This is a genomic window from Streptomyces lusitanus, assembly GCF_042647945.1.
Lineage (GTDB): Bacteria > Actinomycetota > Actinomycetes > Streptomycetales > Streptomycetaceae > Streptomyces > Streptomyces pseudogriseolus.
The window spans coordinates 37,257-52,597 of the sequence record NZ_JBHRWL010000009.1; the positions used below are offsets into that span (position 1 = coordinate 37,257).

Genomic DNA, 15,341 nt, shown 5'->3' on the forward strand with positions numbered 1-15,341 from the left:
GCCCCGGGGCGCGCCACTCAGGCGGCCGGGTCCCCGGCCGGCGGCCCCGGCTCCGGGCTGCGCGTACTGGCCGGGATGCGCAGCGCGAGCAGCGCCATGTCGTCCTGCCCGTCGCTCGGGTGATGGTCCGCAAGCACCCGCACGAACTCCTTCAGCGGCCGTTCGGCGTGGGTGGCGGCGAGGCCGGCGAGGGCGGTCAGGCCCTCGTCGACGGAGCGCGCGTGGTGCTCGACCAGCCCGTCGGTGAAGAAGAGCAGGATCGAGCCGGCGGGCAGCTCGTGCGTGTGGTCGGGCCGCTCGATGCCCGTGCTCACCGCGAGCGGCACGCCCGGCTCGGCCTCCAGGTACTCCGTCCTGAGGTCCGGGGTGATCAGCAGCGGAGGGAAGTGACCCGCGGTGCTCCAGCGCAGCACCCAGCCGGTCTGCTGCGGCTCGATCCGGGCCAGGCAGACGGTGGTGACCGGGATGTCCGCGGTGGCCTGCAGCGTGCGGTCCAGCTGGACGAGCACCTCGCTGGGCGGGGTCCGGCGGTCGTAGAGCAGGGCGCGCAGCATGCTGTGGATACGGGCCATGACGGCGGCCGCGTCCAGGTCGTGGCCCCCGACATCCCCGATCGCCACGCCGACCGTGTCGTCGGGCAGCACCATCGCGTCGTACCAGTCGCCCCCGAGCCGGCTGGGCTGCGTGGCCGGCCGGTACACGGTGGCCGCCTCGAAGGGGCTCAGGTCGGGGAGGGAGGGCAGCAGCAGCCGCTGGAAACGCTCGGCGCTCTCCCGTACCCGCCCGAACAGGCGGGCGTTCTCGATGGCGATGCCGGCCGCGCCGGCCAGGGCGACGACGACGTCCTCGTCCTCCCGGTCGAACGGCCGGCCGTCGTACCGCTCGGAGAGGTACAGATCGCCGTAGATCTCACCGCGGACGCTGATGGCCACGCCGAGGAGCGTCCGCATCGGGGGATGGCCGGGAGGGAACCCGGCGGAGGAGGGGTGCCCGGGGATGTCCTCGACGCGCAGCGGCTCCGGATTCTGGATCAGCAGCCCCAGCACCCCGCGGCCGTGCGGGAAGGGCACCCCGGACAGCGCGGCGCGCTCCTGCTCGCTCAGGCCCGCGGTGATGAACTCCCTCAGGTACTCGCCGGACTCGTGGAGCACGCCCAGAGCGCCGTAGCGGGCGCCGACCAGGTCCATCGCGGTGGTGACGATCCGCCGCAGCACGGCGGACAGGTCCAGCTCGCCGCTGATGGCGAGGACGGCGTCGAGCAGCCCTTGCAGCCGGTCCTTGGCGTCGGTCAGGGCGCGCAGCTGGGTGCCGATCCGCTCCAGCTCGGCGTCCAGGTGGAACCGGAGGTCCGGGACCTCGAGAGGCTCCGGGGCGGGACCGGGCCCCGCCCGCTCCGGCTCGCGCCGCTCGTGCTGCCGGCCCCGCTCGTGCTGCTCGCCCCGCTCGTCGTGCTCGCTCAACGCGTCCACCTCGGCGACTCCCCGGCGGCAGCAGCGCGCCGGCCACGGCTGGTCCGCTCGTCCAGCCCTCCACGCGAGGGGTACACCCGGCCTCCCGACACACCCGTGATCGAACAAAACCACAGCATGACACGGGCGAAGCGGGCATTTCTCCTGGTGTTACGCCATCGGCCTGCCGCCGCGACGCACGGTCGGACGCGGACGCGGACGTGGGCGCGGCCGGGGCGACGCCCCGCTCACTGCCCCACGCGGCCGTCGACGCACTCGCGCAGCAGGTCGGCGTGGCCGCAGTGGCGGGCGTACTCCTCGATCCGGTGCACCAGCAGCTCCCGGACGGCGACGTTCTCCCGGCCGAGGCGCTCGCCGAGGTCCGGATGCGCGTCGAGGACGGCGTCGGTGGCGTCCTGCTCCCGCTTCAGGTCCGCGTACGCGGCGTCCACCACGGCCTGCTCGCCGACCGCCTCGTCGAAGTCGGCGTCCCGCCGCCCGTACAGCTTGGGCAGCGGCTCGCCGTCGGTGATCCAGTTCCGCCAGTCCCGCTCGTCCTCGGCGAGGTGCCGCACCAGCCCGAGCAGCGACATCGTCGACGGCGGCACCGACCGCCGCGCCAGCTGCTCCGGGGTAAGGCCCTCGCACTTCATGAGCAGCGTCAGCCGGTAGTCCCGCAGGACGTCCTTGAGGGTCGGCAGCTCACCGTCGGGTCCGGGGCCCTCGTTGTTCCGGGGGTCGTCGTCCGGGTCGGTCCACATGTCGGGGTAGACGGTGGCCTGGGTCCATCGCGCGGGTGCGTCGGTCATACGCCCCATGCTCGGCCGTGGGGGCAGCGGCCCGCCAATGGTTTTCGCCGGCCCCGCCCGCCGCTCAGGAGACGGGCGCGATACGGAGCACGGCGGACGTGCCGCGTACCTCGACGACCGTGAGGCGCATGGCGTCGTTCAGGGTCGCCGCCGGCCCCACACCGCACTGGATCCGGACACCCCCGCCGCCCTGCGACGTCACGCCGCCGCCCCCGGAACAGCCGGCGATGCTGTAGCCCGACCCGTGGAGCGGTGCGGCCATCTCGACCTCGTCCCCGCCGACCGCCGTGACCTCGATCGGCCCGAGCCCGTACGTCGCGGGAACCTCGACGACGTCCCCGACGCCGACGGTGATCTCACAGGACCCGTCGGCGCAGGGCCCGGTGGGCGAGGGGGAGGGCGACGGCGTGGCGGAGGCGGACGCGGACACCGTGGCGCCGGCCCCGCCCGCCGAGCGGTCCTTACCGCCACCGTTACCGCCACCGTTACCGCCGCCGCCGTCGTTGCCGTCGCCGGAGGAACACGACGTGAGGGAGAGAGCGACCGCGACAACGGCGGCGAGGGCGAGGGACGTTGTTGATGTGCGCACCATGCCTGCCATTGAAGGGGCGGACGCGCCGCGACGTCACGTGCGTTGACCCATCCGCAACGCGCTGTTCGAAGCGGAAGGGGCGCACGGGCACACCAGTAGGCTGCCGGGGTGCGCACGGTGGAACTTCTGTTGAACGAGACGGCGGACGCCGCGGTCAGGGAGGCCTGGCGGAGGCTCGCGGACGCGGGACTGCCGAGTCAGGCGCGGCACCGTTCACCGACCAACAGTCCCCACCTCACCCTGGCCGCGTGCCCGGAGCTGACCGCTCCGATCCGCTGGGAACTGGCCGAGGCGGCCGCCGCGTTGCCGCTGCCGGTCCGCTTCGCGGGCCTGATCCGCTTCGAGCGGCCCACGTCCGTCCTGGCCTGGTCACTGGTGCCCGACGAGGCGCTGACCGACCTGCACCGGAAGGTGTGGGACGCGGTGACCTCGGACAACCGGCCCGAGACCCTCAACCCCTTCCACGCGCCGGGCACGTGGAGCCCGCACATCACCCTCGGCCGCACCCGCCGCCCCGGCGCCTTCGCGGGCCGCCGCATCCCCGAGATCCTGCCGCCGCCCCCGCTGTCGGCCCGCCTGACCACCCTGAGAAGCTTCGACACGGAGACCGGGACGCTGGAGATCCTGCACCCCCGCCCCTGATCACATCGACAACGGAGGCTGTCCTGGTGACCCTCGCACGGATACTCGCCGGCACGTCGTCGGTCCTGGCGACGCTCACCCTGTCCGGCTGCTCCCTGGTGTGGAACTGCACCGACACGACCGCCGAGCGCGGGGAGGCGGGCGTCCGGGTGGAGGTCGTGGACACGGACGGCCGGCCGTCGGGCGTCACCGCCGAGGTGCTCGACTGGCGCAGGGAGCCTCATCCGCAGGTACCCGCGGACGGCGACCAGGTTCACTTCGACATCCGCTTCCAGGGCGTCGACGGGTGGAAGGGACCGGCGGTGGACGCCTGCGCGGTCGACGAGGAGCGCGTGGTGCTGGGCTGTCAGACGGTCCATGCCAGCGAGGCGTTCGGCCAGAAGGCCGAGCGCACGGGCGACGGCTGGCTCGGCGTCGAGCACCCCGAACGGACCGCCGAGGTGTTGGTGATCCCCAACGACCAGTCCTACCAGGGGCGTACCTGCGACGAGGACATGAAGGACGGCGGCGGAACCCACCCGCCGGACACTCCGTCGCCGGGCGACCAGTTGTGAGCCACGGTCGGAGGGCGCCGTCGTTCGGCGGCGTCAGCCGGTCGGCAGGGTCGGGCGTACCTGGCGGAGGAACGTCGCGTTGTCCGGCGTCTCGCGCAGGCGCGTCAGCAGGGTCTCCAGGTCGGTCGCGGAGTCGCGGGAGGTCAGGGCGCGGCGCAGGCCCTGGGTGGCCGTCAGCTCCTCGGGGGTGAACAGGAGTTCCTCGCGTCGGGTCCCCGAGGTGGTGATGTCGGCCGCCGGGAACAGGCGCCGCGTCGCCGCCTCGCGGTTCAGGCGCAGCTCCATGTTGCCCGTGCCCTTGAGCTCCTCGAAGAAGAACTCGTCCGCACGCGAGCCGGTGTCCACCAGCGCGGAGGCGAGAATCGTCAGCGAACCGGCCCCCTCCGTCTGCCGGGCGGCGCCGAAGAACCGCTTCGGGCCGATCAGCGCACGGGCGTCCACGCCGCCGCTGAGGGTCCGCCCGCCGGGGCCGGCCGCGTTGTTGTACGCCCTGCACAGCCGGGTCAGCGAGTCCAGCAGGATCACGACGTCCTCGCCGGCCTCGACGAGCCGCTTGGCCCGCTCCACGACCAGCTCGGCGAGCGCGATGTGCTGCTTGGCGGGACGGTCGAACGTCGAGGAGTACACCTCGCCGTGCACCGAGCGCCGCATGTCGGTGACCTCTTCGGGGCGTTCGTCGAGCAGCACCACCATCAGCCGGCACTCGGGATGATTGCCCGCGACGGCCGCCGCGAGCTGCTGGATGAGCACCGTCTTGCCGGTCTTGGGCGGGGCCACGAGCAGCCCGCGCTGCCCCTTGCCCACCGGCGCGAGCAGGTCGACGACACGGCCGGCGAGCCCGGACGCCCGGTGTTCGAGGCGCAGCCGCCGGTGGGGGTGGACCGGGGTCAGGTCGCCGAAGTCCGGACGGCCCGCGAGCGAGCCGGGCGTACGGCCGTCGACGCGGGCGATGCCGGTGAGCGCGCGGCGGTCGCCGAGGACGCCTTCCACCAGGTCGCCCTTGCGCAGCCCGTGCCGGCGCACCAGGGCGGAGGAGACGACCGGGTCGGACGAGCCGGCCACGAGGCCGGCGCCGCGCAGGTAGCCCTTCCCGGTCGCGTCGACGTCGAGGACACCGGTGACGGTGACGGACTCGGACTGCTGCTGCTTCTGCTGTCGGCCGGAGGCTGAGGTCTGCCGGCCGGGGCGGTCGAGGGCAGTGGTCATGTGGTCGGTCCTTTCGAAGGACGGAAGGAAGAGGAGAGAAGACGAAAAGAAGAGGAGCAAGGACGGCAAGGAAGGGGGGAACCGCGGTCTTCGGGGAGGGCGTGTGCGCGCCTCACAGCGGTGGGAACCTCACTGCGGTCGCCGTGCGACCGTGTGGGAAAGCCGTACGCGGCGGTGCGAGAGCCGGCGTGACGGCTGGGAGAGAAGCCGAAGCGAAGAAGATTCCGGCGGTGAAGACGGGGCCCGGCGCCCGACGGGGCGCTGCACGGCACTCATGGCACCGTACCACGGAGCGGGACCGTGACAAGGGGGCCGCGCGGGCGGCTACGACCCCCGCAGCGTCCGCGCGACCGACGCGATCGTCTCCGGGCCCACCCGGCAGCACCCTCCGACCAGCCGCGCCCCCGCGTCCCGCCAGCCCGTCACCCGGGACGCCGAGAACGTGGCCTCGCCGGTCCAGGCGCGGGCCCGGGCGTCCCACCGCTCACCGCTGTTCGGGTACACCACCACCGGCTTGCCCGTCACGCGCGCGGCGACGGCGACCGCGTGGTCCGCGTCCTGCGGGGTGCAGCAGTTGACGCCGACCGCGATCACCTCGTCCGCCCGCGCGGCCAGTGCGAACGCGTCCTCCAGCGGCTGTCCCGCCCGGGTACGGCCGCCGGCCGCCGAGTACGACAGCCAGGCGGGCACCTCCAGCCCGCGCAGCGCGCGCAGCAGCGCCTCGGCCTCGTCCGTGTCGGGGACCGTCTCCAGGGCCAGCACGTCCGGGGACGCGGACGCCAGGACCTCCATCCTCGGGCGGTGGAACCGCTCCAGCTCCGCCACGGACAGCCCGTAGCGGCCCCGGTACTCGGACCCGTCCGCGAGCATCGCGCCGTACGGGCCGACGGACGCCGCCACCCACAGCGGGCGGCGCGGACCCGGGGCGCGCCGGGCCGCCGTACGGGCGCACTCCACGCTCAGCGCCAGCAGCTCCGCGGCCCGCTCCCGGCCGATCCCGCGGCGCGCGAACCCCTCGAACGTCGCCTGGTAGCTCGCCGTGATCGCCACGTCCGCGCCCGCCTCGAAGTACGCGAGATGCGCCGCCGTCACCGCCTCCGGCTCGTCCGCGAGCAGCCGCGCCGACCACAGCGCGTCGCTCAGGTCGTGACCGGCCGCCGCGAGCTGGTTGGACATGCCGCCGTCCAGGACGACCGTGCCGTCCGCCAGGGCCGCGGCGAGGGATTCCGTGGTGCTCATACGGCGACGCTAACCGAGGTTCAGGCCCCGGCGCGCCCCCCGGCCCGGCTGCTGGGATGCTGGAAGGGAACCCGGCCCGACCAGGGCGGTGAGTGCCCGTGACAACCGCACATCAGGGCGGCGGCCGCCCGGCCGCGGAACACCGCCCGGCCGTGGAACACCGCCCGGCCGTGGAACCCCACACAGGCCACCGCGCCGGCCACCGGGTCGAGACGAACGAGCGTGCCGAGACGTACGAGCGTGCCGAGACGTACGACCCGCACGGCGACCCGTTCCTGCGTACCCGCTTCGCCGTCCCCGCCCCGCCCGCCACGTTCCTGCGCAGACAGCGGCTGGCCCGGCACCTCGACGGCGCCCTGCACACCCCCCTGACCATGGTGAACGGCTCCGCCGGCGCCGGGAAGACGCTGCTGGTCGCGGACTGGGTGACCGGGCGCCCCGAGCTGCCCGTCGCGTGGCTCACCACCGACGCCGACGGGCAGGGCGCCGGCATGTTCTGGGCGTACCTCCTCCAGGCGCTGCGTACTTCCGGTGTGCCGCTGCCTGCGGACATCGCCCTCCCGGCGGACGCGAACCGGGTCGGTGACGCCCTGCCGGCCCGGCTCGCCGCCCTGCTCGGCGGCCGGGACCGGCCCGTGATCCTGGTGCTGGACGAGTTCGACCGGGTCACCGCCCCGGAGATCGCCGCCCAGCTCGACTTCCTGCTGCGTCACTCCGCGCCGGGGCTGCGGCTCGTCCTCGTCACCCGCACCGAGCCGCTGCTGCCCGTGCATCGGTACCGCGCCGCGGGCGAGCTGACCGAGATCCGTGACGCCGAACTCGCCTTCACGCCCGGCGAGGCGGCCCGGCTGATGGAGGCGCACGGCCTGCGGCTGTCCCCGACCGCCGTGCGCGGGATCGTGGCACGGACCCGGGGATGGGCCGCCGGACTGCGGCTGTGCGCCCTCGCGGCCGAGCAGGCACCCGACCCGGAGCTGTGCCTCAAGGAGTTCGAGGCCGACCGGAGCGCCGTCGCCGACTTCCTGCTGGCCGAGGTGCTCAAACGGCAGGACGCCGGGACTCAGGAACTGCTGCTGCGGGTCAGCGTCCTCGACCGGTTCGGTCCGCGGCTGGCCAGCGCCGTCACGGGACGCGCGGACGCCGAGGCCGTACTGGCCCGGCTGCACCGGAGCAACGCGTTCGTCCAGCACGTCGGCCACGGCGTGTACCGGCTGCACCCGCTGTTCGCGGAGATCCTCCGCGCCCATCTGCGCGTACGCCGGCCCGGACTGGAACCCGAGCTGCACCGGCGGGCCGCCGCCGGCCTCCGCGCGGCCGGGGCCGTCCCGGAGGCGCTCGGGCACGGCGCCGCCGCCGGCGACTGGCAGTTCACCACCTCCGCCCTGGTCGACGACCTCGCCCTCGGCGAGTTCTTCACCGGCCCCCGCGCCGACACCCTCGCCGCGCTGTTCTCCGGCATGGGGCAGCGGGGCGGCGACGGTCCCGCGCCGGAACTCGTACGGGCCGCCGTCCGGCTGTCCCGCGGCGACCTCGCCGGGGGCGCCGCCCGGCTCCACCGGGCCCGGCAGCTGGCGACCCGGTACGACGACCTGGCGGACGCGGCTGACGTGGCGGACACGGCGGCCGTCCGGATGGGCTGCGCCCTCCTGGAAGCCCTCACCGCCCGGCTGGCCGGCGCACCCCGCCGCGCGGAGGACGCCGTACGTGAGGCCGAGGCGCTGCGCGACGAGATCCCCGCCGAACTCCTGGACCGCCACCCGGAGTTCCTCGCGCTGCTGCTGGACCACCTGGGGTCCGCCCGGCTGTGGGCCGGGGACTTCGCGGGGGCCCGGGCCGCGCTGACCCGGGCGGCGGCGACCGGACCCGGCGCGGCGGTCACGGCCCTGCCGCGCGAGGACGCGCTGGCGCGGCTCGCCCTCCTCGACGTGCTGCACGGCTGGCCGGATCGCGCCGAACGCACGGCGCGCGAGGCGCTCGCGGAGACGGTACGGTCCGGGCTGGGCCGCCTCGCCGCCTCCGGCGTGGAACGCCTGGTCCTCGCCGCCGTGGCCGTGGAACGCGAGGAACTGGCGCAGGCCCGGGCGCTGCTCGACACGGCGGGCGAGTCGCACCCCGCGCTGCGGGACCCCGTCCTCGAGGCCGGGCGTGCCCTGGTCGCCGCGCGTCTGCACCTGGCGCGCGGCGAACCCGGCGCGGCGTGGAAGGCGGTGGAGCCCGGGGTGCCGGCCGACACCGTGTCGCCGTGGGCCCGGGGCGAGACGGCCCTGGTCGCGGCGGCAGCCGGCCTCGCCGAGGGCCGGCCGCAGGACGCCGCCGCGCTGCTGCCCGAGGTGCCCCGCGACCAGCCGGCGTGCGCGGTGGGCGCGGCACGGGTGCTGCTCGCCGCCGGACGGCCCGAGGCGGCCGTACGGCTCCTCGACCGGGCGGCCGTCGACGAACACGCCGGCCCGGCGGTGACCGTACGGGCCGCGCTGGTGCGGGCGCGGGCCGCCGACCGGGCGGGCGACACCGCCGCCGCGCGGCGCCTTGTCACCCGCGCGGTGCGGGAGGCGCACCGGGAGGGCCTGCGCCGGCCCCTCGCCGAGACCGGGACCTGGATCCGCCCCTACCTGTACCTGACGACCACCCCGCACCACCACCGCCGCACGCCCCCGTCCCGTGCGACCACGAGCCCGCCCCCGCCCGTCGAGGAGCTGAGCGGACGCGAGCGGGACGTGCTGCGGCGGCTGGCCCAGGCGATGTCCACGGAGGAGATCGCCGCCGACCTGTACGTCTCGGTGAACACCGTGAAGACCCACCTCAAGAACGCCTACCGAAAACTGTCGGTGGGCCGCCGTAACGAGGCGGTGCGCCGCGCCCGCGAACTGGGCCTGCTGTGAGCAGGCGCCACGCCATGACGCCCCGACGGGCGCAGCCGCCCAGGGCACGCACCCCCGCCGGAACGGCCGGCGGGACACACGCGCCGCGTCCCGCGCGGAACCCCGGGACGGGGGCGGACGGCGTGTCCGCCCCTCGCCGTACGCACGCCGACTACACCGGGGGCGTCTACGGCTCCATGCTCGCCGCGTCGGTGATCGTCGGGGCCGGCACGCTCGGGTCGTTCCCGCGGCTCGAACTCGTGCTGCTGCTGTTGCTCACCGGCGTGGTGTTCTGGATCGCCCATGTGCACGCCCACCTGTTCGGGGCGCGACTGGCGCAGCGACCGCCGGACCGTGCCGTCGTCCGCCGGGTGTGCCGGGAGGAGTGGACGATCGTCAAGGCCGCCGTGCCTCCGGCGCTGGCCGTGGCCGTCGGGCCCGTGCTGGGCCTCGACGTGCAGGGCGGCCAGTGGTTCGCGCTGTCCGTCGCCGTGACGGGACAGGTGGGCTGGTCCGTGGCCGCGGCGCGGCAGGCGGGCGCGCCCGTGCGGCTGATGGCGCTGTCGGCCCTGGTCAATCTCTTCCTGGGGCTGGTCATCCTGGCGAGCAAGCTGTGGCTGAAGCATTGAACACCCACCGGGCCGTCGCCCCTCTCACCTGCCCTCACCTGCCGGGGGTGAGCCGCGCCGCCGCCGAGGGCCGGACCATCGGAAGGGTGCGGCCGTGGTCCGTGCGGTCCAGGCGTCACCCGGGGAGCGGCTCATGCGCTACGAGATCCGCGTCGAGGGGCAGCTGTCGGAGCCGCTGATCCGGATGTTCCCGGAGTTCGACCACGTCACGATGTCCGGGCAGACCCTGCTGTTCGGACAGGTCGTCGACGAGGCGCACCTCTACGGGCTGCTGGCCCGCTGCCAGTCCCTCGGCCTGCGGATCCTGGAGCTGCGCCAGGTGCCGCGGTGAGCCCTCCGGCGGGGGCGCGGGTCAGGAATGCCCCTCCGCGCGCACCCGGCCGTACCGCACCGCCTCGCCCAGGGCCGCGAAGTCGCGTTCGTTGCGGTCGGCGTAGTCCTGCGCGAACGCGGCGAGCGCCCGGTCGAAGCGGTCGCCGCGCCCCAGGTAGGCGGCGATGGCGACCGGGTCGCCGGACCGCGCGTGGGCCCGCGCCAGGCTCGCCCCGCACAGGCGGGTGAACTGGCGCAGCAGGCCGGGGTCCATGGTGTCGGGCCGGGCGATGCCCTTCCAGTCACGCAGCTGCCGTACGTAGAAGTCGCGGGGCCTGCCGTCGAGGCCGGTGGCGTGCGTCCAGCCGAGCAGGATGTCGCTGGTCGTCTGGATCAGCCGCTGGCCCTCCACGACCCGCCGGCCCTGGTTGTCCGGCTCCGCGCCGTCCGTGTACGGGGCGAGCACCGACTCCTGCGCCTCCTTGGCCTGGAGCAGCAGCGGATCGTCGTCGTCCCGGCCGAGCAGCAGCACGATCCAGCAGCGCGTGCCGACACTGCCGACGCCGACCACCTTGCGGGCCACGTCGACCAGCCGGTACCGGCTGAGCAGAAGGCGGCGGTCCGACTCCAGCGACCGCGTGTACCCCTCCAGAACCGCGCGCAGGCCCTTCTCCTCGGCCGAGGCGCCGCCCAGCAGCTCCCGCAGCGGGGTGATCAGCGGCGGGTCCGCGGCGATGCGCCGGCCCTGCGGCGTGGCACGGGTGAGCTTCGCGTACGCCTGGAGGTGGGTGCGGGTGCGCGCCTTCCGCGTCGCCTCGGCGGTGCGCCGACGGGCCTCGGAGGTCAGGGACGACGCCGCCAGCTCGCGCAGCCGGTCGGCGTCGTCCTGCGCGTACCAGACGTCCAGCGTGCGCATCCCGGCGAACTCCCGAACGCGCAGCCGGTACGCGGCGACGCAGGCGCGGACCGCGTCGCTCTGCTCCGCCACGGTGAAGCCGTTCTCCCGCCCGGCGACGGCGAGACTGGCCGCGAGCCGCTTGACGTCCCATTCGAAGGGACCGGGGTGGGTTTCGTCGAAGTCGTTGATGTCGAAGACGAGGTGCCGTTCCGGGGAGGCCAGCAGCCGGAAGTTCAACAGATGCGCGTCGCCGCACAGCTGCACGGTCAGGCCGGTGTCCGGCAGCGGGGCGAGATCCGCCGCCATGATCGCGGCGGCGCCCCGGTAGAACCGGAACGGCGACTCCAGCATCCGGCCGTAACGGACCGGCACCAGTTCGTGCAGCCGGGTGGCCGACTGCCGTTCCAGCAAGCCCACCGGGTCCGGCCGGTCGGGAGCCGGCGAGAACCCGGCGTGGGCCGAGCGGGGCGCGCGCCCGCGCGCCCGCCTGCCGTACGACGCCCGCTCGGCCGGGGAGCGGGAGGCGTCGAACGCGTCCGGTACCGCCATCGCCGTCCTCCCGCCTCTCTCACGGACCTCTTCCACGGACCACCGGTCCACGCCGTCCATCCCACCCCGCGCGCGCCGCCCGGCGGATCACCCGCGCCGGGTGAGGCGACCGGGGCGCCGGACGGAACACGCTGGTACGGGCACGGCGCGACGGCGGGCCCGCGGGCGGGCACTCAGGGCCCGCGAGCGAGGAGGAGATGACCGGCATGACGTATCTCGCGTACGACTACCCGCTGCTCAGTGCGCTGCTGACCATGCTGGTGTTCTTCCTGTGGATCATGTGGTTCATCCTGCTCTTCCGGGTGGTCGTCGACGTCGTCCGCGACGACTCCCTCAGCGGCTGGGGAAAGACCGGCTGGCTGGTCTTCACGATCGTCCTGCCCTTCCTGGGCGTCTTCGTCTACGTGATCGCCCGCGGCAGGAACATGGGCAGCCGGGAACTGGCCCAGGCACGCGCCCAGCAGGAGGCGCTCGACAGTTACATCCGTCAGACGGCGAAGGGGACCGGGGAGGGAACCAGCAGCGTGGACGAACTGGCCCGGCTCTCCGAGATCAAGGCACGCGGGGACATCTCGGACGACGAGTTCCGCAGGGCCAAGGAGCTGGTCCTGAGCGGCCACGGGCCCCGCGAGTGACCGGGACGCCCTCGCCGGCGCGGGGGACACCGTCCGCCCCATCGCGGACACGACACGGAACCGAGGCACAGCGATGACAGCCACACATCCGACACACGGCGCGCACGCGCCGTCGGCGAAGCGCGAGTGGGCGGGCGGCCTGACCGTCTTCGCCGCCGTCACCCTGATGCTCGTGGGGGTGCTGGACATCTTCCGCGGGATCATGGGCATCGCCGAGGACGACGTCTTCGTCAGGACGCAGAACTACGTCTTCAAGTTCGACCTGACGGCCTGGGGCTGGACGCACCTCGTGCTCGGCGCGATCGCGGTGCTCGTCGGCCTCGGTCTGGGCCGGGGCGCCCTGTGGGCCCGCGTCTCCGGCGTGGTGATTGCCGGGCTCGTCGTCATCGCGAACTTCCTGTCGCTGCCGTACTACCCCGTCTGGTCCGTCGTGATGATCGCCTTCTCCGGGTTCGTCATCTGGGCGCTGTGCGTGGGCGGCCGTTCCCGCGCGTGACGCGGTACGCCTTCCCCGCACCTGACGTGGGACGCGTCCCGCCCGGCGGGCTGGGTACCCGAGGCCGTACCAGGGTCCCGTTCCGACGGGGAAGGCGGTGGACATGTGCCGTTGGCTCGCCTATTCGGGCACGCCGATCCTGCTCGAGAACCTCCTCTACCGGCCGGTCCACTCCCTGATCGACCAGAGCCTGCACGCCCGGATGGGCGTGGAGACCACCAACGGCGACGGCTTCGGGATCGGCTGGTACATGCCGGACAAGGACAGCCCCGCCGTGGTCAGGGACATCGGCCCGGCCTGGAGCGACCGCAATCTGCGGGAGATCGCCGGGCATGTCGTCTCCCCGCTGTTCTTCGGCCACATCCGCGCCTCGACCGGCACGGCGGTGCAGCAGACCAACTGCCACCCGTTCCGGTACGGACGCTGGATGTGGATGCACAACGGGGCGATCGAGGGATTTCCGCTGCTGCGGCGCGACCTCGCCCTGGCCGTCCGCCCGGACCTCTTCCCGCACATCGAGGGGTCCACGGACTCCGAGATGATGTTCTACCTGGCGCTCACCTTCGGCCTGGAGGACGATCCGCGCGGCGCCGTCGCCCGCATGGCCGGCCTGGTCGAGCGCACCGGCCGGGAGCACGGCGTCGCCTCCGCCCTCCAGATGACGGTCGCGGTGACCGACGGCGTGCGGCTGTGGGCGTTCCGCTACTCCACGCAGCGGCAGTCGCGTTCCCTCTTCTACAGCTCCCGCGTCGAGACGCTGAAGTCCCTCCATCCGGACGTGGCCTTCCTGCGCGACATCGCGGACGACGCCCGCCTGATCGTCTCCGAGCCTCTCGGTGACCTGCCCGGCGCCTGGAACGAGGTCCCGGAGAGCTCGTACGGGGTGGTGCTGCCGGACGAGGAGGACGAGATGCACGCGTTCGCACCGGAATGAGCCGCGCGGGCCCGAGTGAGCCGCGCGCCCCGGAGCGAGCGGCTCACGCCCGACCGTTCGGCGGGCGCCGAAGCGTCCCGCGCCTAGCGTGGCCCGCATGACCGACGACCACGCCGCCCGCCCCGCGGACACCTTCGCCGCACTCCACCACCAGGACCGTCCCCTGCTGCTCCCCAACGCCTGGGACCACGCCTCCGCGGCCCTCCTCCACGCCCACGGCTTCCCCGCCGTCGGCACCACCAGCCTGGGCGTCGCCGCGGCGGCGGGGCTGCCGGACGGGGCCCGGGCCACCCGCGAGGAGACCCTGCGTCTCGCCGGCGTCCTCGGGACGCTGCCGTGTCCGCTCTCCGTCGACGCGGAGGACGGCTTCAGCGACGATCCCGGCGAAGTGGCCGCGTTCGCGGCGGAGTTGCGGGCCCGGGGCGCGGTCGGCGTCAATCTCGAGGACGGGCTGGGGCCGGCGGGCCGGCACGTGGCGAAGATCCGCGCCGTACGCGCCGCCGCGCCCGGTCTCTTCGTCAACGCCCGGACGGACACGTACTGGCTCGGTGACGGTGAGGGCACCCTGGAGCGGGTGCTGGCCTACCGGGACGCCGGGGCGGACGGGGTGTTCGTGCCCGGTCTCGCCGACCCCGGCACGATCGCCGGCCTGGTGCGCGCCCTGGAGGGCTGCCCCCTGAACGTCCTGTACGCACCGGGTGGTCCGTCCCTCGCCCACCTTGCCGACCTCGGCGTGCGGCGCGTCAGTCTCGGTTCGCTGCCGTACCGGCGGGCCCTCGGGGCGGCGCTGGACGCGGCGGTCGCGGTGCGGGAGGGCCGGGCGGCGGGGGAGGGGACGGTGCCGTCGTACCGGGAGGTGCAGGTGCTCGCCGCCTGACATCCGAAGTCGGCCGGTCCGCCGCTCCGCGCGGCCAGTTCTCCAACGTCAGGTGCAGCGCGTCGATCATCCGGTCCCACGACGCCTCGAGGTCGCGCGGGGCGCCGAACGCGCCGGCGGACTCCAGGGCGCAGTAGCCGTGGAAGGAGCTGCGCAACAGGCGTACCGCGTCCGTGAGATCGGGCTCCTCAAGACCGTACGCGCGGAGCAGGCCGTTGATGACCTCGGTGGTGCGGCGCAGCGCGGGGGAGTCCGACGCCGTGGCCTCGTCCAGGCGGATCTGCGTGGCGGCGTACCGCCCCGGGTGGCCGAGGGCGTAGTCGCGGTACGCGCCGGCGAACGCGGCCAGCGCGTCCTTCCCCGCGCGGCCCTCGACCGCCGCCGCGATCCGGTCGATCATCTCGCCGCCCGCCAGCAGCGCCATCCGGGTACGCAGGTCCCGCAGCCCGCGCACATGCGCGTACAGGCTCGCGTCCTTGACGTTGAAACGCCGGGCCAGCGCGGACAGGGTGACGTTCTCGTAGCCGGCCTCGTCGGCGAGGTCGGCGGCGGCCGCCACGAGGCGGTCGGCGGTGAGTCCGGCGCGGGGGATGCGGGCCTCCGGCGGTCGGTCGGGCGGGGTTCGGGACACGTGAATGTAGCCGACACCGGCGGGATGCCGCT

At 74.4% G+C, this 15,341-nt stretch carries 15 protein-coding genes and 1 pseudogene; 9 read left to right on the top strand and 7 right to left on the bottom strand.

Going from position 1 to position 15,341, the window contains the following annotated elements; all coding sequences use genetic code 11:
- Positions 1-17: 17 nt before the first annotated feature.
- The 3 genes from ACFOSY_RS15785 to ACFOSY_RS15795 form a co-directional block, all read right to left on the bottom strand.
- On the bottom strand, positions 18-1,460 hold the full coding sequence (locus ACFOSY_RS15785; RefSeq protein WP_394307445.1) for a PP2C family protein-serine/threonine phosphatase: 1,443 nt from the start codon (positions 1,458-1,460) through the stop codon (positions 18-20).
- A gap of 236 nt (positions 1,461-1,696) precedes the next feature.
- Positions 1,697-2,266 (bottom strand): DinB family protein, encoded by a 570-nt coding sequence (locus tag ACFOSY_RS15790; RefSeq protein WP_394307446.1) that lies wholly within the window; start codon positions 2,264-2,266, stop codon positions 1,697-1,699.
- A gap of 55 nt (positions 2,267-2,321) precedes the next feature.
- Positions 2,322-2,849, bottom strand: coding sequence for a hypothetical protein (locus ACFOSY_RS15795; protein WP_394307447.1), 528 nt, complete (start codon positions 2,847-2,849; stop codon positions 2,322-2,324).
- Between the two features lie 117 nt (positions 2,850-2,966).
- On the opposite strand from ACFOSY_RS15795, the gene ACFOSY_RS15800 reads away from it, so the two are divergent.
- Entirely contained in the window at positions 2,967-3,491 is a 525-nt protein-coding gene (locus tag ACFOSY_RS15800; protein ID WP_394307448.1) for a 2'-5' RNA ligase family protein, read from the top strand.
- A gap of 26 nt (positions 3,492-3,517) precedes the next feature.
- A complete protein-coding gene (locus ACFOSY_RS15805; protein WP_394307449.1) occupies positions 3,518-4,045 on the top strand; it encodes a hypothetical protein in 528 nt (175 codons plus the stop codon).
- A gap of 33 nt (positions 4,046-4,078) precedes the next feature.
- On the opposite strand, the gene rho is transcribed toward ACFOSY_RS15805, so the two are convergent.
- Complete coding sequence (rho, locus tag ACFOSY_RS15810; RefSeq protein ID WP_394307450.1) at positions 4,079-5,251, bottom strand: transcription termination factor Rho; 1,173 nt, start codon at positions 5,249-5,251, stop codon at positions 4,079-4,081.
- 324 nt (positions 5,252-5,575) lie between these two features.
- Positions 5,576-6,490 (bottom strand): homocysteine S-methyltransferase, encoded by a 915-nt coding sequence (gene mmuM / locus ACFOSY_RS15815; protein ID WP_394307451.1) that lies wholly within the window; start codon positions 6,488-6,490, stop codon positions 5,576-5,578.
- Positions 6,491-6,660: 170 nt separating this feature from the next.
- Between mmuM and ACFOSY_RS15820 the strand changes: the two genes are divergently transcribed.
- The 3 genes from ACFOSY_RS15820 to ACFOSY_RS15830 all read left to right on the top strand — a co-directional run bounded on the left by ACFOSY_RS15820 (position 6,661) and on the right by ACFOSY_RS15830 (position 10,308).
- A complete protein-coding gene (locus ACFOSY_RS15820; protein WP_394307452.1) occupies positions 6,661-9,369 on the top strand; it encodes a LuxR C-terminal-related transcriptional regulator in 2,709 nt (902 codons plus the stop codon).
- Between the two features lie 176 nt (positions 9,370-9,545).
- On the top strand, positions 9,546-9,977 hold the full coding sequence (locus tag ACFOSY_RS15825) for a hypothetical protein (protein WP_394307752.1): 432 nt from the start codon (positions 9,546-9,548) through the stop codon (positions 9,975-9,977).
- Positions 9,978-10,110: 133 nt separating this feature from the next.
- Positions 10,111-10,308 carry a hypothetical protein gene (locus tag ACFOSY_RS15830; RefSeq protein WP_394307453.1) on the top strand — a complete coding sequence of 66 codons (198 nt, stop codon included), beginning with the start codon at positions 10,111-10,113 and terminating at the stop codon, positions 10,306-10,308.
- A gap of 21 nt (positions 10,309-10,329) precedes the next feature.
- On the opposite strand, the gene ACFOSY_RS15835 is transcribed toward ACFOSY_RS15830, so the two are convergent.
- Positions 10,330-11,736, bottom strand: coding sequence for a DUF2252 domain-containing protein (locus ACFOSY_RS15835; protein ID WP_394307454.1), 1,407 nt, complete (start codon positions 11,734-11,736; stop codon positions 10,330-10,332).
- Positions 11,737-11,933: 197 nt separating this feature from the next.
- Here ACFOSY_RS15835 and ACFOSY_RS15840 point away from each other — a divergent pair, with 197 nt between their 5' ends.
- The 4 genes from ACFOSY_RS15840 (at position 11,934) to ACFOSY_RS15855 (ending at position 14,678) form a co-directional block, all read left to right on the top strand.
- Positions 11,934-12,371: an SHOCT domain-containing protein gene (locus ACFOSY_RS15840; protein ID WP_394307455.1), complete on the top strand. Its 438-nt coding sequence runs from the start codon at positions 11,934-11,936 to the stop codon at positions 12,369-12,371.
- Between the two features lie 73 nt (positions 12,372-12,444).
- Positions 12,445-12,867: a DUF7144 family membrane protein gene (locus ACFOSY_RS15845; RefSeq protein ID WP_394307456.1), complete on the top strand. Its 423-nt coding sequence runs from the start codon at positions 12,445-12,447 to the stop codon at positions 12,865-12,867.
- A 103-nt stretch (positions 12,868-12,970) separates the two neighbouring features.
- A complete protein-coding gene (locus tag ACFOSY_RS15850; RefSeq protein ID WP_394307457.1) occupies positions 12,971-13,801 on the top strand; it encodes a class II glutamine amidotransferase in 831 nt (276 codons plus the stop codon).
- 97 nt (positions 13,802-13,898) lie between these two features.
- Positions 13,899-14,678, top strand: a complete 780-nt coding sequence (locus ACFOSY_RS15855; protein ID WP_394307458.1) for an isocitrate lyase/PEP mutase family protein — start codon at positions 13,899-13,901, stop codon at positions 14,676-14,678.
- Between the two features lie 28 nt (positions 14,679-14,706).
- Here the strand turns inward: ACFOSY_RS15855 and ACFOSY_RS15860 are convergent.
- Positions 14,707-15,270 (bottom strand): annotated as a pseudogene (locus tag ACFOSY_RS15860) (TetR/AcrR family transcriptional regulator); the annotation flags it as partial.
- Between the last annotated feature and the right edge of the window lie 71 nt (positions 15,271-15,341).